This is a genomic window from Streptomyces katrae (assembly GCF_000717655.1).
Classification (GTDB): domain Bacteria; phylum Actinomycetota; class Actinomycetes; order Streptomycetales; family Streptomycetaceae; genus Streptomyces; species Streptomyces katrae_B.
The window spans coordinates 102,003-125,027 of sequence record NZ_JNZY01000015.1 but is presented as its reverse complement, the minus strand read 5'-3'; the positions used below and the strand labels follow the sequence as shown (position 1 = coordinate 125,027).

Below are 23,025 nucleotides of genomic sequence, written 5' to 3'. Positions count from 1 at the left end.
ACACGGGGTGACCAAACAGGGGTGACGGGGCCCTATTTGTGAGGTTGGAGAGCCCCCTGATCCTCTCCGGGCCGGCACGCGCGAGGCCCCGCAACTCCCCGAGCGGGCCCGTCCGCGCCCACATCGTTACGGCTCTGCGACCTGAACCGGCCACCACACGCACGGACGTCCCGCGCCGGCCGGGGGCCGGGCGCGGGACGTGGACGCCGTGGACGCACCGGCCGGTTCAGCCGATGTGGAACGGGTCCCCGTAGACCTTCCAGTCGAGGGGGGTGTTGAGGTTCAGGTTGCCCTTCTTGAGGAAGACCCGCTGCGCGGTGTCGACACGGCTGGTGTCGCTGTGCGCCTCCTCCTGCTTCATCGCCCAGACGCGGGCGTCGAGGAAGGCGTTGAGCCAGGTCGTCTCGTTGCCGCCCTGGGCCGGGGGCTTGGCCTTGGACAGGGCCCGCTTGCGGATGTTGCGGAAGCTGGTGGAGTCGGTGCCGTCGCCGTGCATGACGATGGCGTCGTAGTAGATGAACTGGCCTAGCGTGCCGACCCCGTCGGACTTGCCCTGCTTGACGGCCGGGTTGAAGTAGACCCGGTCGCGCTCGTGGTCCTGGGCCTTCTTGAACTCGCCGTCCTGGGCGGCCTTCGCCCAGTCCTTGGGGAAGTTCGGGTCGAGGCCCTTGTGCGAGTCGGTGCCGTCGACCTGGCGGAGGGCCGGAAGGTACTTGGCGAGCACGTTGCCCGGCTTGACGTCGGTGTAGTACTCGACGAGGTCGAGCATGTCGCCGGTGCCGGAACAGAAGCCGATGATGCCGGCCGTGTAGCCGCGGCCGTCGTCTATGTCCTCTATGTACTTGTACTGCGCCTTCCAGTCCAGCGAGGAGTTCTCCGCGCTGGAGACGATCTGCATGGCGATGTCCTTCTTCGCCGGATCGTCGAGTCCGACGGCGGCGGCCGGCGAGGCGGCGGACGCGGGGGCGGAAGCGGGGGCGGAAGCGGGGGCGGGTGCCGCGGTGGCGTGGGCGGTCACGGGCACGGCGAGCAGGGCGCTGCCGAGCAGGGCGCCGATGGCCATTCTCTTGCGGTGGGGGGTGAACACAAGACCTCCATGGGGGAGTTGAGCCTTACCCGACTTCGTTAGGAAACTTTACTACCAGAGGTCGGGACAGCTCAATACCCGTGCACGCCACGCGTGCGGATGGGGCCGGTGGTCAACCCGCGGCTCAGAGCCAGCCGTTGCGGCGGAAGCCCCGGTGAATGACGAAGCAGGCGAGGGCCATGACGCCGACCACGATCGGGTAGCCGTACGTCCAGTGCAGCTCGGGCATGTTGTCGAAGTTCATGCCGTAGACCCCGCAGACCATGGTCGGCACGGCGACGATGGCCGCCCACGCCGTGATCTTGCGCATGTCCTCGTTCTGCGCGACGGTCACCTGCGCGAGGTGCGCCTGCAGGATGGAGTCGAGCAGGCCGTCGTACGCGCCGATCTGGTCGGTGGCCCGGGTCAGGTGGTCCGCGACGTCGCGGAAGTACGCGCGGACGTCAGGCGGGATGACCGGTATCGGCTGCGTGGCCAGGTGCTGGAGCGGCCGGCTCAGCGGGGCCACCGCCCGGCGCAGTTCCAGCAGTTCGCGCTTGAGCTGGTAGATGCGGCCCGCGTCGCCGCGGCCCCCGTACTCGCTGAAGACGGCGGTCTCGACGGCGTCGATGTCGTTCTGCACCGCGTCCGTGACGGCCACGTAGTCGTCGACGACGTGGTCGGCGATGGCGTGCAGAACGGACGACGGTCCCTTGGCCAGTTGCTCCGGCTCCGCCTCCAGGCTCTCGCGGACGGGGCCGAGCGTGCCGTGGCCGCCGTGCCGGATGGTGATGACGAAGTCGTCGCCGGTGAACGCCATCAGCTCGCCGGTCTCCACGACCTCGCTCGTCGCGGTGAGCTCCTCGTGCTCCACGTAACGCACCGTCTTGAAGACGGAGAACAGTATGTCGTCGTACCGCTCCACCTTGGGGCGCTGGTGCGCGTTCACGGCGTCCTCGACGGCGAGGGGGTGCAGGCCGAACAGCCCGGCGAGCCCGGCGAGCTCCTCCTTCGCCGGTTCGTGCAGGCCGATCCAGACGAACCCGTCGCCCGTCTTGCGGACCCGTCGCAGCGCCTCTTCGACCTCGGCGCAGCCGTCCTGCCGTGCACCGTCCACGTAGACCACGCAGTTGACCACCGCGCTGCCGAGCGGGGAGCGGGACGGGTGGCTCAGGTCGACGGCCCGCCTGTAGCCGCGACGCACGGCCCGGCGCAAGTTGCTGAACATGGACAACGGGGTACTTCCCTTCGGCGGATCAGCGGCCAGTCTGCCACCGTCGCCGATCGGCCCCCGTCAGACCCTGTCGATGAACACGCTCGTCGACTTCACCCGGGCCACGGCCCGCGCGCCCACCTCGAGGCCGAGTTCCTCCACCGCCTCCCGGGTCAGCAGCGACACGATGCGGTGGGGACCCGCCTGGATCTCGACCTGGGCGTCGACGGTACCGAGCTTGACGGCGGTGACGATGCCCGGGAAGGCGTTGCGCGCCGAGGTGTACGGGGCGTCCTCGGCGTCGGCACCCTCCTGGGCGGCCTCCACGCAGAACGCGGCCAGGTCCGGCCCGTCCACCATCCGCCGCGTGCCCTCCCGGCGGGTGGGGAACCGCTCGGCATCCGCCCAGCGCCGGGCGGTGTCGACGCTCACGCCGAGCAGCCGCGCAGCCTGGCCGATCGTGTAGGACTCCATGGCCGCAGCTTACGGGTGCCGGGCCCCGTCCTGGCGGAGTGCCTCGGCCGCCGCGGCCGCGATCACCTGCGCCACCGTCGACAGCGCCGGGGAGTCGAGCTTCCACTGCTGCCAGTACAGGGGCACGTCCAGCGGCCGCCCCGGCACCAGCAGCACCAGCCCGCCCGCGCGCAGCAGCGGCTCCGCCTGCGGCTCGGGCACCAGTCCCCAGCCCAGCCCGGACGCCACCGCGTCGCAGAACCCCTCCGAGGTCGGCACGTGGTGGCGCAGCGGCCCGGCCCCGGCGTCCTGATCGCCGGTCAGCGACCGTACGAACACGTCCTGGAGCACGTCCCGCCGGTCGAACACGATCACCGGGGCCTCCCGCAGACCGTCCTCGAGCGACCCGGCCGCGAGGTGACGCGCCACGAACCCGGGGCTCGCCACCGGGAGGTAACGCGCCAGTCCGAGCCTGCGTACGGTGCACCCCGCCACCGGGTCCGGCGAGGAGGTGACCGCCGCCATGACCTGGCCCTCCCGGAGCAGCGCCGTCGTGTGCGACTCGTCCTCCCGGTGCAGTTCGAAGGAGACCGGCGGATCCTGCGGCACCTGCGTGAGCGCCGGCAGGAACCAGGTCGCGAGCGAGTCCGCGTTGACCGCGATCGGCAGCCGCACCGGGCCGCCCGACTCCTGCGCCATCCCGAGCTCGGCGCGCGCGTCCCGCTCCAGCCGGGCCAGCTGCCGGGCGAACCGGACCACCACCTGCCCGGACTCGGTCGCCCGGACCGGCTTCGTCCGCATCAGCAGCACCCGCCCGGTCCGCTGCTCCAGCGCCTTGACCCGCTGGCTGACGGCGGACGGGGTCACGTGCAGGGCAGCGGCCGCCGCGTCGAAGGTGCCCTCGTCCACGACGGCGAGGAGGGTCCGTACCTGGTCCAGGGGAAGCTCATCCATCACGAGGGCTAAGGGTACGTAAAAATCTTTAGCTGTACTGAAACCCTGCCGCTGCCTACGGTCGAAGACATGACACACGGCATCATCGCGGCGGCCCTCGCCGGCTTCGGCACCGGACTCTCCCTCATCGTCGCCATCGGCGCACAGAACGCCTTCGTCCTGCGACAGGGGGCCCGTCGGCAGGCCGTCCTCGCCGTGGTCGCGATCTGCGCGCTCTCCGATGCGGTCCTCATCGCCCTCGGCGTCGCGGGCGTCGGCGCCTTCGTCACCGCCTGGCCGGCCGCCCTGACCGCGGTCGCCATCGCCGGCGGCGGGTTCCTGATCTGCTACGGGTTCCTCGCCGCCCGCCGGGTGCTCCGGCCCGCCCCGGGCGCCGCACTGGACACCGACGGGGCCACCGCCGGGTCCCGCCGCCGGGCCGTGCTGACCTGCCTGGCCATGACCTGGCTCAACCCGCACGTCTACCTGGACACCGTGCTGCTGCTCGGATCCCTCGCCGCCGACCGCGGAGACCTGCGCTGGGCCTTCGGCATCGGGGCCGGGCTGGCCAGCCTGATCTGGTTCGGCACGCTCGGCTACGGCGCCCGGCTGCTCGGCGGTCTGCTGGCGCGCCCCTCGGCCTGGCGGGTGCTGGACGGGCTCGTCGCGGCGACCATGGTCACGATGGGCGGAATGCTCCTGGCCCGGGCCTGACCGCGGACTGCGGCGGGCCTGCGCGCGGGGTACGGATCCGCCCCGTACCGCCGCACGACCACAGGAGCCCGCCGTGCCCGACCGCCCGTCCGACCACCCCTCCCCCGATGCGGTGCGCGCGTACTACGCCGCCCGGCCGTCCCCGCTCGTCGCCGCCACCGGCATCGTGCTGGACACGGGCGGGCGGGTCCTCGTACTGACGCCCTCGTACAAGGCGGACCTGGAACTGCCGGGCGGCACGGTCGAGGACACCGAGACCCCGGAGGAGGGGCTGGCCCGCGAGCTGAAGGAGGAGCTGGACCTCTCCGTGCCGGTCGGCCGGCTGCTGGCCGTGGACTCCCGGCGGCCCGGCTCCCTCGGCCGCTCCCTGATCGCCCACGTCCACCTCGTCGGGCCGCTCTCGCCGGAGCAGGCCGCCGCGATCTCGTTCGCGGACGGCGAGATCACCGCGGCCCGCTGGCTCCCCCCGGAGGAGGCGTACGCAGCGCTGCCCGCCCGGATCGCGCCCCGGCTGCGTGCGGGCCTGGACGCCCTCCACTCCGGCTCCCTCGCGCACCTCGTCGACGGCGTGGCCCAGCCCGGCTCGTCGGCGGGGCTGGACCCGGCGCGCCGTACGGCCCTCGAACACGCCGGTTCCTTCGACGCCGCGAGCCACCGGGCCGCCCGCCCCAAGGCCCTCACCGCGGCGAGCGTGCTGTTCACCGACGCCGCCGGCCGGATCCTGCTGGTGGAGCCGTCGTACGGCAGGCCGGGCCGCTGGAACCTGCCGGGCGGCGGGATCGACAGCGACCTGGGCGAGACCCCGCGGGCCGCCGCCCACCGGGAGGTGCACGAGGAACTCGGCCTCGACCTCGAGCCGGGCCGGCTGCTCGGCGTGAACTGGGCGCACAAGCCCGGCTATCCGGCCCGCATCCGCTTCCTCTACGACGGCGGGGTCCTGGACGGCGCCACCCTGGCCCGCATCCGGCTCGCCCCGTTCGAACTGCTCCGCTGGCGGGCGGTGCCGGCCGGGGAGCTGCGCGCCCTGGTCAAACCGTCCCTGCGCCGCCAGATCGAGGCCTGCCTGCGCGCCCGCACCGAGGGCACGGGCCCGCTGGAACTCCACGCCGGCCGCCCGGCCGGCACCCCGCGCAAGAGGAAGAAGGATCCCGACCGGAAGGCGAAGAAGCCATAGCAGAACCGAGCGCTCACTGCTCCATCCGGAGGGCATCGTGGCGTGGCGCGTGGGCGACGAGGTCGGCTCACGCATCGTCGAACCAGACAGTCCACGCACACGCGCACGCACTCTCGCCAGCGAGAACGAGCGGAACCCATGGAGCGCCACCATGTCCGCAGAGCCGACCCGCCCCGGGACCAGTACCACTCCACCCGTCGCCGACGACGCCGCGCAGCCCGATCCGCGCCGGTGGTGGATCCTCGCCGTCATCGGCCTCGCCCAGCTCATGGTCGTCCTCGACGCCACCATCGTGAACATCGCCCTGCCCTCGGCCCAGGCCGGCCTCGGGTTCTCCGACGACCAGCGGCAGTGGGTGGTGACCTCGTACGCGATCACCTTCGGCAGCCTGCTGCTGCTCGGCGGGCGGCTGGCCGACAAGTTCGGGCGGCGGCGGGCCTTCCTCCTCGGGCAGATCGGATTCGCCGCGGCCTCCGCGCTCGGGGGGGCCGCCGCCACCTTCGGGGTCCTCGTCACGGCCCGCGCCCTGCAAGGCGTGTTCGCGGCGCTGCTGGCTCCGGCCGCGCTCTCGCTGCTCACCACCACGTTCTCCGCCCCCGCCGAACGCGGCAAGGCGTTCGGCGTGTTCGGATCGCTCGCCGCGTCCGGGGGCGCCGTGGGGCTGCTGCTGGGCGGGTTCCTCACCGAGCACCTGAGCTGGCGCTCGACCATGTACGTGAACCTGCTCTTCGCCGCCGTCGCCGTCGTCGGCGGTGTGCTGCTGCTCAAGCGGCCGGCCCCGACCACCCCTCCCCGACTGGACCTGCCGGGCACGCTGCTGGCCTCGTCCGGGCTGTTCTGCCTGGTCTACGGCCTGGCCAAGCCCGGCTCCCACGGCTGGCAGTCCGTACACACCCTGGGATTCCTGGCCACCGGCGCCGTCCTGCTCACCGCGTTCGTCTGGTGGCAGGGCCGCAGTGCGCACCCGCTGCTGCCGCTGCGGATCGTGCTCGACCGGGTCCGGGGTACGGCGCTCGCGTCCGTGTTCATCACCGGGGTCGGCATGTTCGGGGTGTTCCTGTTCCTCACGTACTACCTGCAGCACACCCGCGGTTACAGCCCGGCCCGGACCGGCCTGGCCTTCATGCCGATGTCCGGCTGCACCATGATCGGCGCGATCGGCAGCAACATGGGGCTGCTCGGCAGGATCGGCGGGCGCACGCGCATCGTCACCGGGATGCTGCTGTCGGCGTGCGGCATGGCCTGGCTGGCGAACCTGACGGCGACCGGCTCGTACGTCGTCGACGTCCTGCCGGGCCAAGTGGCGACGGGTCTGGGCATGGGCCTGATCACGGCCGCCGCGATGAACCTCGGCACGGCGGGCATCGACCCACGGGACGCCGGAGTCGGCTCCGCGACGGTCAACGCCATGCGGCAGACGGGCGGCTCCGTCGGCACGGCGCTGATGAGCACCCTTGCCGCCGGAGCCGTCACCCGCTCCCTGGCGGGCCGGCAGCCCGCGCCGGAGTTGATGGCGCGGGCTGCCCTGGAGGGTTACCGCACGGTCTTCACGGCATCGGCGGCGATCTTCGCCGTCGGAGCGGTGCTGACCCTGCTCCTGCTTCCCGGCGGCCTGTCCATGGAGCGCGCACACGGCGCGCCCGGGGGCCGCCGCCCGTCAGCGCGGTGAGTGGGCGCCGGGGGCCGCGGGAGCCGCCGGGGAGGCCGGCTTGGCGGGGGCCATGGGAGCCGTCGGCGAGGCCGGCTTGGCGGGAGTGACCGGGGCCACGGGGGTGCCGTCGGCCGTCAGGCAGTTCGCCATCGAGCTGCGGACCCGGTCGCCGGTCGAGAAGTGCTTCACCCGGCAGGAGTTGGTCCCGATCCCGCCGTCGACCTGGCCGTAGCCCGGTCCGATCGTCAGGACGCTGTCGTTCAGGCCGCGGACCGTGTCGTTGCCGGGACCGCCCTGGACGATGCCCGCGGACTCCGCGCCCACCGACTTGGGCTCGATGACGTCGTTCTCGCTGCCGCCGAGGACCCGGCCGCCGAGGTCGATGTTGCCCGTGCGGATCAGGTCGTTGCCGTCGTTGCCGAAGACCTGGCCGCCGCCGCGCTCGTATTCGCCCGGCTGGCCCATGACGCTGCCCGTGGTGATCTTGTCGTCGCCGTGGTCGCCGTAGACGGAGGCCCCGTGCGCCGCCGTGCCCACGACGAGGGCGGTGATGATGGTGTCGTTGCCGGCACCGCCGCGCACCGACGCGTTGCCGTTGCGCGGGGAGAGGTTGTTGACCTGGAGCGTGTCGTCGCCCTCGCCGCCGAGCACCTGGGCGTCGATGAGCATGCCCTTGACGCGGATGTTGTCGTTGCCGCCACCGCCGTAGATGATCGCGTTCTCGACGTCGTTCTCGCACAGGATCGTGTCGTCGGCCGACGTGCCCCGCACCTCCTGTCCGGGCGGGGCCTCGACACCGTTGACGTAGCACCAGTGGGACGGCAGGGGTTCGGCCGCCTGGGCCGGGCCCGTCGCGAACGAGGCGGCGACGGCGATCGTGCCGGCCAGGGTGTACGAGGCGGTGCGTAGGGTGCGGCGAGTGCGCAGCATCGATTTTGCTCCCGAGCATGGTGTTTGGGTGGGAATGTCGTGCGGGGTCGGTCGTCAGGACAGCTCGTGGCGCAGCGGCGTGAGCTGTTCGATGTCGTAGCGCATCCGCAGTTCGCGGACCGCTACGGGATCCGGGGTGGTGCTCATGTCGAGCAGCTCGAGGAGCTCCTCGAAGTACCGCTCGTGATCGGGCGGCGGTGAGGCCTGGAAGAACATCCGGGCCGGTTCGCCGGTGGGGTTTGCGAAGGCGTGCGGACAACCGGGCGGAACCACGATGACGGTTCCGGGCGTGGCACGGACGACCTGACGTCCGTCGAGCGCTTCCCAGTGTCTCCAGTCGTCCCCGGAACGCACGCGCGGCTCGAAGGCCATGACGTCGAGTTCACCCTCCAGGACGTAGAACAGTTCTTCGCTCCGGGTGTGCAGGTGTGCCCCGACGTCGAAACCGGGCGGTACGACGACCTCGAAGCTCGAGGCCACCGAGGAGTGCTCCCCGGTGACCTTGAACGTGACCTGCTGGGCGTCGGTGTGCAGCTTGCGGCCGTGACCCGGTGGGACGAGCAGCCCGTCGCGGGCGATGTGCGCGGTCATGACCAGGTCACGGGCAGACCTTCGGGCCCGCGGATGAGGGCACCCGGCCGCCAGCCCAGCTCGCTCGGGGGGACGCTGAGGCGGAGGTCCGCGAAGCGGTCGAGCAGCGCGTCCACGAGCAGTTCGGACTCGAGGCGGGCCAGCATGTTCCCGGGGCAGAAGTGGGGTCCGTACCCGAAGGAGACGTGCGGGTTGGGGTTGCGGTCCAGGTGCAGCTCGTGGGGGTCGGGGAAGACGTCCGGGTCGCGGTTGGCCGCGAGGTAGGAGACGTAGACGGCTTCGCCCGCCCGGATGAGCTGGCCGGCCACGGTGACGTCCTCGAGGGCGATCCGGGAGAGGCCGACGGCGTTGCGGTGCGGGATGTAGCGCAGCAGCTCGTTGAGTGCCGAGGGCCGCAGGCCGGGCTCGCTCCTCATCCGTTCCATCAGGTCCGGCCGGGTGAGGAGGATGTAGACCATGTTGCCCACGTTGTTGGTGACGGCCTCACCCCCGATCTGGATGAGCAGGGCGAGTCCGGTGGCCTCCTCGGCGGTGACCTCGCCGGCTTCGACGGCCTTGACGAGGAGCCCGATGACGCTGTCACCGCCGGCCACTTCCCCGCTGCGCATGCGCCCGCCGAGGTAGGCGCACATGTCGTTCTTCGCCTGTTCGCTGCGTTCGGCGCCCTGGGCCGAGGAGAGGATCAGGCTGGTCCATTCGTGGACCACGGGCCGGTCGGCCTCCGGGACGCCCATCAGCTCGCACACGACGGCGAGCGGGAAGGGCGCGAGCAGGCGCTCGGTCAGGTCCACGGGCGGGCCGTCGCGCAGGATCCCGTCGACGAGGGCGTCGAGCATCTCCTTGGCCCGGGTGCGCAGGGACTCCACCCCGCTGGTGGTGAAGGCCGCGGCAACGGTGCGCCGCAGCCGGGTGTGGTCGGGCGGGTCCTCGAACCCGACCGCGCCGGGCGCGGGGATGAAGTGGGGGGCCAGCCGGGTGACATCGTGTTCCGCGACGAGCTTGCGGCTGAACCGGGGATCGTTGGCCACCATGCGCACGTCGTCGTACCGGCAGACGAGCCAGGCCCAGCCGCTTCCGTTCGGCAGACGGATCCGGGTGATCGGACCCGCCTGCATCAGTTCGGCGAGGACGGGGTCGAAGTCGACCCCGTCCAGAGCCGGGGTGGGCCAGTGCGTGATGGGTGGCCTTGCGGTTGCGGGGCCGTCCTTCAGCATGCTTCGGATTCCTCCCTCACCCGGTCCCTCATTCCGAGGTCCAGCTGCCCAGCGAGATCTCTGCGGTGATGCCCGGGCCGAAGCCGGCCAGCAGGCCCCGCGCGGCGTCGGCGGTACCGTTCTCGTCGAACATCCGGCGCAGTGCGTCCAGGACGACGGCGCTGGCGATGTTGCCGTACTCGGTCAGTGTGGCCCGACTGAAGCGGAATGCCTCGGGTGCCACACCGAGGTACTTGCTGAGGTCATCCAGGATGCGGGGCCCACCGGCGTGGATGATGTAGAAATCCAGTGCGGCGGCGTCCCACCCATGGGCTTTCGCGAGCTCCTTGAGGGAGGGGGCGAGCGGTTCCATGGTGCCCGGCACCCGCCGGTCGAGCTTGAAGTGGAACCCGGTGGACTTGACGTCGTACATGATCCAGTCCTCGGTCTGGGGGATGATGTACGAGCTGTTGCGGTGCAGTTCCATGCCGGTGCCGCCCTTGCCGCGGACCACGGCGGCGCCGACGCCGTCGCCGAACAGGCCGTTGGAGAGCAGGTTGCCGACCTCCAGGTCACTGGGCTGGTAGCAGAGCGAGCAGAACTCGCAGGACACGATCAGCGCGTTCGCCTCGGGGTAGGCGGTGCAGAAGTCGTGGGCCCGGTTGACCGCCGCCCCGCCCGCCGCACAGCCCAGCTGGGCGATGGGGAGCTGTTTGGTGTCCGTCCTGAAGCCCATCGCGTTGATCATCCAAGCGGTCAGCGAGGGCATCATGAAGCCCGTGCACGACACGTAGATGATCATGTCGATGTCCTTCGCACGCAGCTGCGCGTCCTCCAGCGCCTGCCGCACCACCGCCGGGACCCGTTGCTTGGCCTCGACCTCGTACACCGCGTTGCGCGATTCGAAACCGGGGTGCTTGAGGGTCTCCTCGATGGGGCGCACGATGTGCCGCTTCGCGACGCCGGTGTTGCGGATCAGACGCAGCGCCAGGTCGAGCTGCGGATGGTCCGCGTGCACCGAACGGCACAGATCCAGGGTCTGCTCCATCGTGATCACGTGCTCGGGCACGCACACCGTTGGCCTGCACAGAGTCGCCATGGGTGGCTCTCCTTTCGTGTCTGACACAGCCTCACGGACCTTTGGCCGATGCGCGCGCGGGACTACGGCGTTGGGGACATGAGCCAATCCGGTGACGCTGCGCCGTGGAGGCAGCGGAGCGTGTGACGAGAGGGAAGGGATGGCTGTGCCGATTTCCCGCGGAATCGCGCCTTGGGGGGTGACATCCACGCAGGGAGATGAACCATGACGTCAGACCCGCACACGGCCCTCGATCCGGACACGGACCCGGTCTCGGGCGAACCGGTGCACTGCTGGAACCTGGACGACTTCGAGGCGCTCGACTTCGACCCGTTCCTGCACGACCGCCTGCGGGACAAACGCGCCGCCCGGATCCGGCTGCCGTACGGCCAGGGCAGCGCCTGGCTGATGTCCCGCTACGCCGATGTGAAGGCGGCCACCACCGACCCGCGCTTCAGCAGGCAGGAACTGGTCGGCCGCACGATCACCGCCTCCTCCCCGCACGCCATCGCCTCGCAGCAGGCGTCCATGAACTACGCCGACCCGCCGCGCCTCAACGACATGCGCCGCGTGGTCGCACGGGCCTTCACCGGCAAGAGCATGCAGAAGCTGCGGCCGACCGTGCAGCGGACCGCCGACAGCCTGCTGGACGCCATGGAGCGGCACGGCTCGCCGGCGGACCTGGTCGAGCACCTGCACGGCCCGTTCCCGCTCGCGGCCGTCGCCGACCTGCTGGGGATGCCGCAGGACATGCGCAAGAACATGACCTCATGGGCCAACGTGATCATGACCCCCGGCCCGGCGCCCGACAAGAGCACCGACGCCCTGAAGACGGTGCGCGAGTGCGTCGTCGCACTGCTCGCCATGCGCCGGGAGAAGCAGAGCGACGACCTGGCCGGCGTCCTGGCCTCGGCCGCCGACGCCGGTGAGATCACCGATCCGGAGGCCGTCTCCATCGCCACCGCGATCCTGGTGAGCGGTGCGCACGCGGTACGCAACAACAGCGCCAACATGATCTTCGCCTTGCTCACCCATCCGGAGCACCTCGAACGGCTGCGCAGGGAGCCGGAGCTGATCCCCCAGGCCGTCGACGAGCTGCTGCGCTTCATCCCGCACCGCAGCGGAGTGGGCCTCCCGCGGATCGCCACGCGGGACGTGGACATCGCCGGCGTCACGGTCAAGGCGGGCGAGACGGTGTACTCCTCGTACCTGGCGGCCAACCGCGACCCCGAGGTCTTCCCGAACCCCGACACGCTGGACTTCGACCGCGGTCCCATCGCCCACATGGCCTTCGGGAACGGGCCCCACCACTGCGTCGGCTCGATGCTGGCCCGTATGGAGTCCGAGATCATCGTCACCACGCTGCTCGACCGCTACCCGCGCCTGGCCCTGGCCGTGCCGCGCGAGCAGATCGAATGGCAGGCCGGCGCGCTGATCCGCGGGCCCAAGACCCTGCCGGTGTCCTGGTGATACGCCGGCACCGGATCAGGGTGGTCCGGGGCACCCCGGACCACATAGAACTGGCGGCCCTCACGGCCGCCCTGGTCATCCTGGCGCGCACGGCCCACGTGCCCCGCGCTCCGCACTCCGCCCGGCACCGGCGGGCCCACTGGGACCGCAACGTGCCGTCGGTCGTGCACCATCCCGCGCAGTCGTGGCGCGCCCGCCCGGCCTCCCCCCTCGTCTAGCGGGGGCGCGGCGGCGCCGACGGGGCCCGGCCGTCCGGGCCCCGTCCGCGGCGGCCCGTCAGGCGCGCGCCGGCTTCGGTGCGGCCGGGGCCGGGGTCGCGGTCGCCGGGCCGGCCGGGGGCGTCGGGGCGGCCGGGGGCGTCGGGGCGGCCGGGGGCGTCGGGGTCTGCGGATCGCAGGTGACCTCGTCGCGCGGGGTGTAGTGCGTACGGTAGGTCTCCCGCTTGACCTCCTGCCCGCCCCGGACGAAGACCCGGTCGACGGCGACGTCGAAGCCTTCCAGCGGGGTCTGCACCTCACAGGTCGGACCGGAGCCCGTGCGCTTGGCCGGCGGGGTGACGTTCGTCCGCGGGCCGTGGGTCGCGCGTATCTCGTCGTACTTCTTCGTGCCGAGCAGGCTGATGGTGACCGAGGTGTCGGTGGACTCGGCCTGGACGTAGATCGCGTGGCCGGAGTCGTTCTTCCAGCGCAGGTCGAGGGTGCCCCAGGCGACGGTGGCCTCGCGGCCCTCGGGGTACCGCTCGATGTAGAAGGAGTGGGCCCCGTGCTCCAGCGGCTTGACGCCCGCGAAGAACATGGCGTTGTACATGGTCGTCGCGACCGCCGAGACCCCGCCGCCGGGCGACTTCACGTACTGGCCGTCGTTGATCATGATGCCGTCGACGAAGCCGTTCTCCTTGGTCCGCTCACCGACCGTCTTGTTGAAGCTCCACGTCTCGCCCGGCAGTACGACGGATCCGTTGATCAGCTCCACGGCGCGGCCGATGTTGGTGGTGCGGTACGGCGCGGCGGGGAAGTTGACGGTGAACGACGAGACCTTCTCCTTGATGCCGAGGCGCTGTGCGTTCTCGGCGGTCAGCCGCGGGTGGACCGTCTTGACGGCGACCACACCGGTACGGGCGGCGCCCGAGCGCGTCAGCAGCGGGACGACGGCGTCGGCGAAGGCCTTCTCGGTGACCCGGATCCCCGAGCGCCCGTCCTGGGCGACGACCGCACGGCCGGCGGAATCGACGCGGAAGGTGGCCCCGCGGGACGGGCTGGTGGCCGCGGCCACCTGCCGGGCGACCGCGGGCTCGGCCAGCAGCCCCTTGGCGTCGAGCTTCGGAACCAGCCGTCCTTGGGCGTCGGGCTCGACCGCGAGGTGCCGGCCGAGCACGGCGGGGGTGAGGGTCACGGGCTTTCCGGCCACGGTGAGGGTGATCGGTCCGGACATCGCGGGCTCGGCGAACTCCTTCAGGGCCCGTGCGGTCTCCTGCTGACCCACCGCGGGCGTCTTCTGGTCCACCGGGAGCGCGACCGGACCGCCCTGCGGGCGCAGGTAGGCGGCGCGGACGGTGTCGGCGGCCTGGTCGGCGCGCAGGGCGATTCCGGTCACGGGGGCGGTGGCCTTGGCGGTGCCGCCCTCGAAGGTGACCTCGCCGTCACGGGCCTGCCGTCCGGCGGCGGCGATCCGGTCGACCTCGCCCGGGCTCGTCGGGCCGTCCGTACGGATCACGGGCTCGACCTCGCGGTCCTCGGCCGGAGTGAGCAGCCGCCCGATCACGGTGAAGGGGTCCGCTCCGGCCTGCGCCGCGCGGTCGACGGTGGCGGCGGTGTCCAGGGACAGCCCGAAGGCGGCGGGGGCGGCCTTCTCGGTGCGGTCGCCGATCCGCAGCTCGATCGGGGCGGCAGCGGCCTGGCCGAGCGTGCGGTCGAGGGCCGTCCGGGCCTCCGTTCGGCTCATGCCGCCGATGTCGATCCCTCGTACGTGGGTGCCGTCGGCGATGGCGTCGCCCGCCACGGCCAGACCGGTGAGGTAGAGGCCGCCGAAGCCGAGGACGGCAGCTCCGCCCACGAGGGGGAGGGCTGTCCGCCGGTTGATCGTGAGGCGGTGTACGCGTCGCATGTCTCTCGTCTCTTCCGGTGCGGGTGGCGCTCGGACGTCGGTGTGGACCGGGAACCAGCATTCACCAATTCGGACTAACCGGGGCAAAAATGTGCCTGTTCTCACGAGGGAAACCGGTCGGCACGCCACGGAAACCGAAGCCATCGAAGTAAGGCCACCTAGGTTGGATTGGCCCTGTCCGGCCGTTCGGGGGATGCCACATCGTGGGGCCTGTCGGTCTTTGGCTCCCCGAAAGGCTCCACCGGTGTCCCTCGCCCCCGCCCGCCCCGCGCGGCGTCTCACGCGTCGACTCCTGCAGCTCTACGTCGGGCTCGCGCTGTACGGCGCGAGCTCGGCGTTCCTGGTCCGCGCCGGTCTGGGGCTGGACCCGTGGGACGTCTTCCACCAGGGGCTCGCCGAGCTCACCGGGTGGAGCATCGGCACGGTGTCCGTGGCCGTCGGGGCGCTGGTCCTGCTGCTGTGGGTGCCCCTGCGGCAGCGGCCGGGGCTGGGCACCGTCTCGAACGTGTTCGCCGTCGGCCTGTCCATGGACGCCACGCTCGCGGTGATGCCGGACGTGCACGGCGCGCTCGCGCAGGCCGCCGTACTGACGGCGGGCATCGTCCTCAACGGTGTCGCGACCGGCCTCTACATCGCCGCCCGCTTCGGGCCGGGGCCCCGCGACGGCCTCATGACCGGGCTGCACCGGCGGACCGGGCGGTCGCTGCGGCTGGTGCGCACCGGGATCGAACTCACGGTCCTGGCGGCCGGTGTCCTGCTGGGCGGCACGGCCGGCGTGGGCACCGTGGCGTACGCACTGGCCATCGGTCCGCTCTCGCAGGTCTTCCTGCGCGTCTTCGCCCTGCCCGGGGAGGCCGGCTCCGCGGCGGCCGGCGATCGGCCCGGAGCAGGGTCCCCGGATGCAGCTCCGGCGCACGCGGCCGATCCGGCCCGGGCCGCAGCTGCGGCACCCGCACCGGCCGCCGCTCAGGCTCCGGCACGGGGCTGACCGGGCCGGTGTCGAAGGCGTGCCCGTGGCCGAGGGGGAATCCGGCGGCGGCCACCAGCACCAGGAGCAGCCCCGGCAGCAGAAGCGACCTGCTGGTCCCGGCGGTGAGGGAGTGGCCCGGGTGCGCGCCCTCGCCGGAACCGCTGCCGGGCGTACGGCAGGAGGCGGAGGCACTGCGGCGGCGCTGCCCCGGGCGGCACACGGTCCTGGCCGAGGCCCGGGCCACTCGGGCGGTGAGACCCGGGCACCCGGCCTGACCGGTCACCCCACCTGGCGGCGGACCAGCCCGTGGAACAGGCCCGCCGTATCGGCGAGCAGCTCGGCGGGCGGACCCTGCTGGGCGACCCGTCCGTCCGACAACACGATCACGCGGTCGGCGTCCATGACGGTGGACAGCCGGTGGGCGATCACGATGCGGGTCGCGCGCAGGGCGCGCGTGGACTCGATGACCACGCGCTGGGCCTCGTTGTCCAGCGCGCTGGTGGCCTCGTCCAGGAAGAGGATGCGCGGTTTGCCGATGAGCGCCTGCGCGATCATCAGCCGCTGGCGCTGGCCGCCCGAGACGGTGCCGCCGCCGTCGGTCAGCACGGTGTGCATGCCCATGGGCATGGCCTTGATGTCCTCGGCGAGGCCCGCCAGAGCGGCGGCCTGCGCCGCCTCCTCGAGGGAGTACGCGCCGGAGCCGCGGATGCAGTCGAGGATCGAGCCGGAGAACGGCTGCGCGTTCTGCAGGACGACACCGCACTGGCGGCGCACGGCCGCCTGGTCGAGTGCGGCCAGGTCCTGGCCGTCGTACAGCACGCTGCCGGAGGCGGGCCGGTCGAAACCGATGAGCAGGCGGAGCAGGGTCGACTTGCCGCAGCCGCTGGCCCCGACGACCGCGACGAACTCACCGGGCCGCACCTGGAAGGACACGTCGTCCAGGACGAGCGGTCCGTCCTCGGCGTACCGGTAGGACAGGTTCTTGACCTCGACGGCGCCGCTGAGCTCGCCCGGCCGGATTCTGGCGCCGCGTACCTCGGGGGTCGCCGCGAGGAGCGGCTTGACCTGCTCGAACATCGGCTGCACGGCGGCGGCCGAGAGGAGGGCGCCGGTCAGCTGGGTGGCCGAGGACAGCATCATCGTCACGGCGGTGCTGAACGTCAGGAACTCGCCGGCGGACATGCTGCCGCGGGCCGGTCCGGCCAGCAGCATGAACATCACCAGTGTGCACAGCGGCAGATAGACCGCGTTGAGCACCGTGACGACGTTCTTGATCCGGCCGATGCGCTGCTGCAGTTCGCGGGTACGGGCGAACTCCCGCGCCCACGCGGCGTACGCGAAGCTCTCGGCAGCGGCCACGCGCAGCTTGGGCAGCCCGCGCAGGGTCTGGAACGCCTGGTTGTCGAGCTTGTTGCCGATCCTGATCAGCTGCCGCTGGTAGCGGAGCTGCCACAGCCCCAGGCCCAGGAAGACGACGGCGATGCCGAGCAGCATGGCGACGGCGGCCAGCGCCAGCGGCACGCTGTAGACGAGCAGCAGCACGAGGTTGACCGTCCCGACGGTGCCCGCCTGCAGGGACACCGAGACGATGCCGGAAAGCACGGTGCGGATGGAGCTGATGCCCATGGCCGCGCCGGCCAGTTCCCCGGTGGAGCGGCCGGCGAAGAACGTCACCGGCAGCCGGAGCAACCGGTCCCATACGGCCGGCTGCAAGGTGGCCTCGATGCGGCCCTCCGTGCGCAGGAGGGAGATGTTCTGCAGCAGCATGAAGGCGGCCGAGACCACACTGGTCGCGATGAGCGCCAGAGCGGTCTGCACGATGAGGCTCTCTTCGGCGTGCGGGACGTACGAGCCGAGCACGCGGCCGGTGGCCACGGGGACGACCGCGCCGAGGCCGACCGCGCCCAGCCCGCCCACGACGAGGCTGCGCAGGTCCGCGCCGCTGCCGCGCACGCTGAAGCGCAGCAGGTGCAGCAGGCCGGGCTTCCGGTCGGGCAGCGGGCGGTAGAACATGACGGCGTGCGGCTCGAGGGCGTCCGCGCCGCCCCGGCCGAGGCGTTCGCGCGCGCCGGTGGCGGGGTCGACGGCCTCGTACCGGCCGCGCCGCCACAGCAGGGCGACGGGGGTCCCGTCGTCCGCGCGCCGGCCCACCAGGGGTCCGCTGTTCTCCCGCCACCAGCGCCCGCCGAGCTGGACGGTGCGGGTGCGGATCCGGGAGGCGAGCGCGATGCGTTCGACGGGGTCCGTCCGCTCGGCGGCCGCGGCGCCGCCGCCGGTCGGCTCGGTCAGCGCGATGCCGGCTTCGGCCGCGACCAGGCGGCACACGGCGAAGGTCGCGTCGTGGCCGGCGTCGCGGCGGGAGCCCCTGCGGGGGCGGCCGATGGAGGCGAGCAGGGTGCGGTCCGCCTGGGTGCGGGCGGCCTCGCCGGCCTCGATGCCGGCGGCCGTGCGGTCCTCGTGGGCGCGCTCGTCCTGCTCGATCCAGCGGTCCAGGGCGTCCAGCAGCCGGTACTGCTGGTCCACCATGCCCTGCCACACGGCCCCGTCGACGAGGAGCGTGCCGGCGGGTGCGGACATGCCGGCCGAGCCGTCGTGGGTCTCGTACACGGCGCCGTACTGCACGCTGCCCGGTGGGATCTGCATCCACAGGATGTCCTCGTCGGCCCCGCCGGGGCCCGCGGTGGCGCGACCCTCCAGCGGCGCCTGGTACAGCACGCGCAGGCCGCGGCCGATGCCGCGGGCGAAGGCGTCCTCGAGGGGGCTGGGCGCCGCCTCGGCGAACCCGTTCTGCCAGGGCTCGGCGTGCCACCCCCAGGATCCGTCCGCGGGGGCCCCGGGGGCTCCGTACTCGGGGCGGTACAGCTCGCGCAGCTCGATGCGGCGCAGTACGCAGCCCTGCAGCGGGCGCCCGGTCAGCGTGTGGGCGGGGCCCTCGGCGGGGCCCAGGAGCAGCGTGCCCGACTCGAGCCGGCCCAGGAAGTGCCAGTGGCCCGCCTGGGCGGCATCGACGGCGAACAGGTCCAGCTCGCCCTGCACGACGAGCCACAGTACGAGCGGGCCTTCCAGCGACAGGCTGCGCAGGCCCGTGCAGTCGACCGGCGTGCCGAGGCCGCCGAGGGCCGCCACGACGGGATCGGGCGCGGGCGGCGGCATGGAGGCCGGGCGGGGCCCGTACGTCTGGTGGGTCGGGTAGGTCGGGTAGCTCTGGTGGGTCGGGTGCGGGGATGTCACCTCAGTGCTCCTTCACCAGTCGGGCGTACGCACCCTGCGCGGCGATCAGGTGCTCGTGCCGGCCGCGTTCCACGACCGTGCCCCGGTCGAGCACGACGATCTCGTCGCTGTCGCGCACGGTGCTCAGCCGGTGGGCGATCACCACGCAGGCGCAGCCGCGGCGCCGCAGGTTGTCGATGACGATCCGCTCGGTCGCCGCGTCCAGGGCGCTGGTCACCTCGTCCAGGATCATGACGCTGGGACGGCGCACCAGGGCGCGGGCGATCTCCAGGCGCTGGCGCTGGCCGCCGGAGAAGTTGCGGCCGTCCTGCTCGACGCGGCTGTGGATGCCGCCGGCGCGGCGCGCCACCACGTCGTACACGGCGGCGTCCTGGAGCGCGGCGATGACGGCCTCGTCCGGGATGGAGGGGTCCCACAGCGCGACGTTGTCGCGGACGGTCCCCTCGAAGAGGAAGACGTCCTGGTCCACGAAGGACACGGAGGCGGCCAGCGCGCCGCGCGGGATGTCCTCCAGCCGCATCCCGTCGATGCGGATGGCGCCCGCCCAGGGGGTGTACAGGCCTGAAATCAGCCGGGAGACGGTGGATTTGCCGCTGCCGGAGCCGCCGACGAGCGCGACCTGCTGCCCGGGGCCGACCGCGAGCGAGACGTCCTTCAGCAGGGGTGCGTCCAGCGGGCTGTAGCCGAAGGTGATGCCGTCCAGCTCCACGTGCCCCTTGAGCCGGCGCGTACCGGCGGCGGCGCCGCCCCGCGCGTGCCGCAGGTAGAGCGGGTCGACGGGGAAGTTCTCGACGTCCTTCAGGCGGGCGACGTCGGCGGCGAAGTCCTGGATCCGGCCGGCCACGCCGCCCAGTCGGGTGATCGGCGCGGTGAAGCTGGTCACGAGGGCCTGGAAGGCGACGAGCAGGCCGACCGAGAGGTGCCCCTCCACCGCCCGCAGGCCGCCGATCATGAGGATCAGCGCACTGTTGAGCGCGGCCAGCGTCGGCGCGACGACGGCCAGCCAGGCGCTGGGGACGCCGAGCCGCTGCTGCACGTCGAGGGTGACCGCGTGCTGGCCGGCCCAGCGGCGGAAGAAGCCGTTCTCCCCGCCGGTGGCCTTCATCGTCTCGATGAGCTGGAGGCCGCTGTACGAGGTGTTGGTGAGCCGGGCGCTCTCGGCGCGCAGCTTCTGCGTGCCGGTGGCCCGTACCCGCATCACGATCCGCACGGCCGCGATGTTGAGCAGCGCGATGAGCACTCCGACGCCGGTGAGCTGCGGATCGTACGTCCACAGCAACACCGCGTAGAGCACGACCACCACGGCGTCGACGCCCGCGGCGGCGAGGTCCCGGGCGAGGGTCTCGGCGACGGCGTCGTTGGACTGGAGGCGCTGGACCAGGTCGGCCGGGTTGCGCTGGCTGAAGAAGCTGACGGGGAGCCGGAGCAGGTGGCGCAGGAAGCGGGCGCTGCCGAGCGTCGAGGAGATGATGCGGCCTCGCAGCAGGTTGGCCTGCTGCAGGAAGGTGAGCACGGCCGTGAGCACCAGGGCCGCCGCCATCGAGGCGAACAGCACGTCCAGCAGGGACGTCTGCTCGCCGATGAGGAACATGTCGATGTACGTACGGCTCAGCGCGGGCACCGTCGCACCGACGGCCACCAGCAGGAGGCTGGAGACCACGGCGGCGAGCATCGTGCCCGACATGCCGCGCAGACGGGCAGGCATGGCGCTCATGACGCTTTGCTTGCGGCCGGTGCGGCGGAAGCCCGGGCCGGGCTCGAAGACGAGCGCGATGCCGGTGAAGCCGGTGTCGAATTCCTCCATGGGGACGAACCGGCGGCCCTTGCCCGGGTCGTTGATGTACACGCCCCTGCGGCCGAGGCGGCGGCCCATGCCCTCGTAGACGACGTAGTGGTTGAACTCCCAGAAGAGGATGGCCGGCGGGTTCACTCCGGCGAGCGCGGCCAGGTCCATCTGCATGCCCTTGGCCGTCAGCCCGTAACCGCGGGCGGCCTTGAGGAGGTTGCCGGCGCGGGAGCCGTCCCGGGACACCCCGCAGGCGATGCGCAGCTCTTCCAAGGGCACGAAGCGGCCGAAGTGGCCGAGGACCATGGCCAGCGCGGCGGCGCCGCACTCCACCGCTTCCATCTGCAGCACGGTGGGCGTGCGCACGGTACGGGGCGTGCGGCCCTTGGGGACGGCCGGCCGGCGACGCCGCCGGCCGCCCGCCGGGACCCGGGCGGCCGGGGGCCGGGAGCGGGGCCGGTTCGGGGAGGTGTGCTGCGGCACGGTCACGGGAGCAGCCAATCGACGGGGCGCTGTGCGGCGAGGTGGACGGCTCCGGTGACCGGTGTCGTGGAGTCGACGGGGTACGGGGGCCCGCCCGCGGAGGACCACCGGTAGCCGGAGGCGTTCGCGGAGGAGCGTTCGAGCTGCACGAGCACGGCGACGGGGTTGCCCTGGCCGGCGAACTGGGCGGCGAGGCGGGGATCGCCGAGGAAGCCGGCGATCTGCGCCTGCGTCTGGGGCGCCCGGCCGACTTCCTTGACGCGGCCGCGCAGCACGCCGAACTGCTGCTGGGGGGCGGACTGGACGGTCAGGTCGACCGGGGCGCCCACGCGGATGTCCGCTCCGCTGCCTCCGGTCAGGTAGAGCACGGCCACCAGCGGGTCGTCGGCGTTCTTCACGCGTTCCACGGTCGCGACGTCCGCGCCCGTCGTGACGACCGAGCCCGTCTTGGCGACCAGGGTCGTCACCCGTCCTCCGGCGACCACGCGTACGGTCCGCTCCCCCTGGTCCGTGGTGAGCTGGAGCAGCGGCGCGCCGGGGGACAGCAGCTGGCCCTCTTTGGCGAGCACGGCGGTGACCTGTCCGGCGAACGGGCTCTGCAGCAGATAACTGCCCTCGGCATGCGTGAGGATGCCGGGTGCGCTCAGGTTGGAGGAGACGGATCCGGTGAATGCCCAGAATGCCGCGGCAGCCATGACGACGACGGTGACGGCGAGAACGAGCCGGCCCTGCGGGCGGGCGAAACGTACGGGCAGATCGAGTTCTTCGGGCGATTGCAGCTTGGAGAGCGCCTTTTGACGGAACTGCACGACCTATCCCTCGCCTGCGTTGTGCATTCTGTGTTCTGCGTTCTGCGTTCTGCGTTTTCCAAACGGGCACCCGTGAACCCCGGAACGATGACGTCCCGGGGTTCACGCGCGCTGCCGGCCGGCTCGGCTCAGAGGCCGGCGACACCGGCGCGAACGCCGACGATGCCCTCGACCTGGCCGGGCAGGGCCAGCGCGCCGTGGACCGTGTCCAGCGAGGTCACGGTGTTCACGACCTGGAAGACGTCGCCGGTGACGGCGCCGAGGAGGCCACCGGAAATGCTGACACCGCCGGAAACCGCGTCCAGTTCGTCGTCGGCAATCTCACGGGTCTCGATGTCGTTACGCATGATGTGCGCACCCTTCAGTTGTCTGAATGTTCCTCAAATGGCGTGGGCGGTATGCGACAAGGCGGTCCGACCACTTCCGAACTTCACTTCGGTGGGCAGATGTAAGCACGCGAACGGGTCACCGGGCCAACCGCGTTGACGCCCCGTCTCACGTCAGGTGACCGTTCACTCGGCGGGCTTTCCGATTGATTCGACGGATCGCCACGAGTTCTCCACAAGATCGAGTAACAAAACAAAACGGCCCCTCACCCCCAGACCGCAAACCCACCCAGACCCCCACGGTTCACCGGGGTCGCGCCTCCCGCGTCGGGTGGGGATGTAACGGGAGCTACCCCCTCCACTTTCACCGCGTGAAGATTTGCGGGAGCGCCACTCCGTGATGGACCGACCACGGTCCGTGCCGATCGGCGCGCTCCCGGCTATGGTCGGCCCATGGAACGAGTGCGCAGCCGAGTGATCGTCCACGGCGTGGTGCAGGGCGTCTTCTTCCGCGACACCTGCCGCCGCACCGCCCTCGATCTCGGGGTGGCCGGCTGGGTGCGCAACCTCCCCGACGGGACCGTAGAGGCGGTGTTCGAGGGCCCCGAGGCCGCCGTCGCCCGCATGCTCGACTGGGCCCACCGAGGCCCGAACGGCGCCGACGTGACCCGCGTCCAGCGCCACGAGGAACAGCCCGAGGCCCTGGAAGGCTTCGAGATCCGCGCCTGAGCCCACGCACCGGGAACACGAAGCGGCCGCCCTTCCGGGAATCGGAGAACGGCCTCCGCGGACTCCCTCCGTCCGCCGTGCTCGGGCTCTCATGTCCGGTGATCCGGACCTCGGCGGCCTCC

Annotated in this window: 20 protein-coding genes; 7 read left to right on the top strand and 13 right to left on the bottom strand. The window is 72.1% G+C overall.

Annotated features, from left to right (window positions below):
- Nucleotides 1-226 precede the first annotated feature (226 nt).
- From IF09_RS0120115 to IF09_RS0120100, 4 genes are all read right to left on the bottom strand, one after another.
- Complete coding sequence (locus IF09_RS0120115) at nt 227-1,063, bottom strand: chitosanase (protein ID WP_030297602.1); 837 nt, start codon at nt 1,061-1,063, stop codon at nt 227-229.
- A gap of 148 nt (nt 1,064-1,211) precedes the next feature.
- Entirely contained in the window at nt 1,212-2,294 is a 1,083-nt protein-coding gene (corA, locus tag IF09_RS0120110) for a magnesium/cobalt transporter CorA (protein ID WP_030297600.1), read from the bottom strand.
- A 66-nt stretch (nt 2,295-2,360) separates the two neighbouring features.
- Complete coding sequence (locus tag IF09_RS0120105) at nt 2,361-2,753, bottom strand: TOBE domain-containing protein (protein ID WP_030297598.1); 393 nt, start codon at nt 2,751-2,753, stop codon at nt 2,361-2,363.
- 9 nt (nt 2,754-2,762) lie between these two features.
- A complete protein-coding gene (locus IF09_RS0120100; protein ID WP_030297596.1) occupies nt 2,763-3,686 on the bottom strand; it encodes a LysR family transcriptional regulator ArgP in 924 nt (307 codons plus the stop codon).
- Between the two features lie 69 nt (nt 3,687-3,755).
- On the opposite strand from IF09_RS0120100, the gene IF09_RS0120095 reads away from it, so the two are divergent.
- The 3 genes from IF09_RS0120095 to IF09_RS0120085 all read left to right on the top strand — a co-directional run bounded on the left by IF09_RS0120095 (nt 3,756) and on the right by IF09_RS0120085 (nt 7,222).
- Nucleotides 3,756-4,379, top strand: a complete 624-nt coding sequence (locus IF09_RS0120095) for a LysE/ArgO family amino acid transporter (RefSeq protein WP_030297594.1) — start codon at nt 3,756-3,758, stop codon at nt 4,377-4,379.
- Between the two features lie 73 nt (nt 4,380-4,452).
- Nucleotides 4,453-5,553, top strand: a complete 1,101-nt coding sequence (locus tag IF09_RS43140) for an NUDIX domain-containing protein (protein WP_078613356.1) — start codon at nt 4,453-4,455, stop codon at nt 5,551-5,553.
- A 151-nt stretch (nt 5,554-5,704) separates the two neighbouring features.
- Entirely contained in the window at nt 5,705-7,222 is a 1,518-nt protein-coding gene (locus IF09_RS0120085) for a DHA2 family efflux MFS transporter permease subunit (protein WP_030297592.1), read from the top strand.
- On the opposite strand, the gene IF09_RS0120080 is transcribed toward IF09_RS0120085, so the two are convergent.
- From IF09_RS0120080 to IF09_RS0120065, 4 genes are read right to left on the bottom strand one after another with little or no spacing between them, the layout of a single operon-like run.
- Nucleotides 7,211-8,134 carry a hypothetical protein gene (locus tag IF09_RS0120080; protein WP_030297590.1) on the bottom strand — a complete coding sequence of 308 codons (924 nt, stop codon included), beginning with the start codon at nt 8,132-8,134 and terminating at the stop codon, nt 7,211-7,213. The two genes, IF09_RS0120085 and IF09_RS0120080, sit on opposite strands and share 12 nt — an antisense overlap.
- Nucleotides 8,135-8,188: 54 nt before the next feature.
- Nucleotides 8,189-8,725, bottom strand: coding sequence for a cupin domain-containing protein (locus IF09_RS0120075; RefSeq protein WP_030297588.1), 537 nt, complete (start codon nt 8,723-8,725; stop codon nt 8,189-8,191).
- Nucleotides 8,722-9,939 (bottom strand): cytochrome P450, encoded by a 1,218-nt coding sequence (locus tag IF09_RS0120070; protein ID WP_030297586.1) that lies wholly within the window; start codon nt 9,937-9,939, stop codon nt 8,722-8,724. The genes IF09_RS0120075 and IF09_RS0120070 overlap by 4 nt, the downstream gene beginning before the upstream one ends.
- Before the next feature lie 28 nt (nt 9,940-9,967).
- Entirely contained in the window at nt 9,968-11,017 is a 1,050-nt protein-coding gene (locus IF09_RS0120065; RefSeq protein ID WP_030297584.1) for a type III polyketide synthase, read from the bottom strand.
- Nucleotides 11,018-11,221: 204 nt separating this feature from the next.
- Here IF09_RS0120065 and IF09_RS0120060 point away from each other — a divergent pair, with 204 nt between their 5' ends.
- Together IF09_RS0120060 and IF09_RS0120055 are read left to right on the top strand one after the other, a co-directional pair.
- Nucleotides 11,222-12,466 carry a cytochrome P450 gene (locus IF09_RS0120060; protein WP_030297582.1) on the top strand — a complete coding sequence of 415 codons (1,245 nt, stop codon included), beginning with the start codon at nt 11,222-11,224 and terminating at the stop codon, nt 12,464-12,466.
- Entirely contained in the window at nt 12,463-12,684 is a 222-nt protein-coding gene (locus IF09_RS0120055; protein WP_158710009.1) for an acyl-CoA carboxylase epsilon subunit, read from the top strand. The genes IF09_RS0120060 and IF09_RS0120055 overlap by 4 nt, the downstream gene beginning before the upstream one ends.
- A 58-nt stretch (nt 12,685-12,742) precedes the next feature.
- Here the strand turns inward: IF09_RS0120055 and IF09_RS0120050 are convergent, their stop codons facing one another.
- Nucleotides 12,743-14,569 carry a VanW family protein gene (locus IF09_RS0120050; RefSeq protein ID WP_078613354.1) on the bottom strand — a complete coding sequence of 609 codons (1,827 nt, stop codon included), beginning with the start codon at nt 14,567-14,569 and terminating at the stop codon, nt 12,743-12,745.
- Nucleotides 14,570-14,813: 244 nt separating this feature from the next.
- On the opposite strand from IF09_RS0120050, the gene IF09_RS0120045 reads away from it, so the two are divergent.
- Nucleotides 14,814-15,557: a YczE/YyaS/YitT family protein gene (locus tag IF09_RS0120045; RefSeq protein WP_234321078.1), complete on the top strand. Its 744-nt coding sequence runs from the start codon at nt 14,814-14,816 to the stop codon at nt 15,555-15,557.
- Nucleotides 15,558-15,818: 261 nt separating this feature from the next.
- Here the strand turns inward: IF09_RS0120045 and IF09_RS0120040 are convergent, their stop codons facing one another.
- The 4 genes from IF09_RS0120040 to IF09_RS0120025 form a co-directional block, all read right to left on the bottom strand.
- Entirely contained in the window at nt 15,819-18,692 is a 2,874-nt protein-coding gene (locus IF09_RS0120040; RefSeq protein ID WP_030297572.1) for an NHLP bacteriocin export ABC transporter permease/ATPase subunit, read from the bottom strand.
- A 79-nt stretch (nt 18,693-18,771) separates the two neighbouring features.
- A complete protein-coding gene (locus IF09_RS0120035) occupies nt 18,772-21,045 on the bottom strand; it encodes an NHLP family bacteriocin export ABC transporter peptidase/permease/ATPase subunit (RefSeq protein ID WP_030297571.1) in 2,274 nt (757 codons plus the stop codon).
- Nucleotides 21,042-21,848 (bottom strand): HlyD family efflux transporter periplasmic adaptor subunit, encoded by an 807-nt coding sequence (locus IF09_RS0120030; RefSeq protein WP_030297569.1) that lies wholly within the window; start codon nt 21,846-21,848, stop codon nt 21,042-21,044. Before IF09_RS0120030 ends, IF09_RS0120035 begins: the two co-directional genes overlap by 4 nt.
- 128 nt (nt 21,849-21,976) lie before the next feature.
- A complete protein-coding gene (locus IF09_RS0120025) occupies nt 21,977-22,195 on the bottom strand; it encodes a hypothetical protein (RefSeq protein WP_030297568.1) in 219 nt (72 codons plus the stop codon).
- A 432-nt stretch (nt 22,196-22,627) separates the two neighbouring features.
- Here IF09_RS0120025 and IF09_RS0120020 point away from each other — a divergent pair, with 432 nt between their 5' ends.
- Entirely contained in the window at nt 22,628-22,903 is a 276-nt protein-coding gene (locus tag IF09_RS0120020; protein ID WP_030297567.1) for an acylphosphatase, read from the top strand.
- The last annotated feature ends 122 nt before the right edge of the window (nt 22,904-23,025 follow it).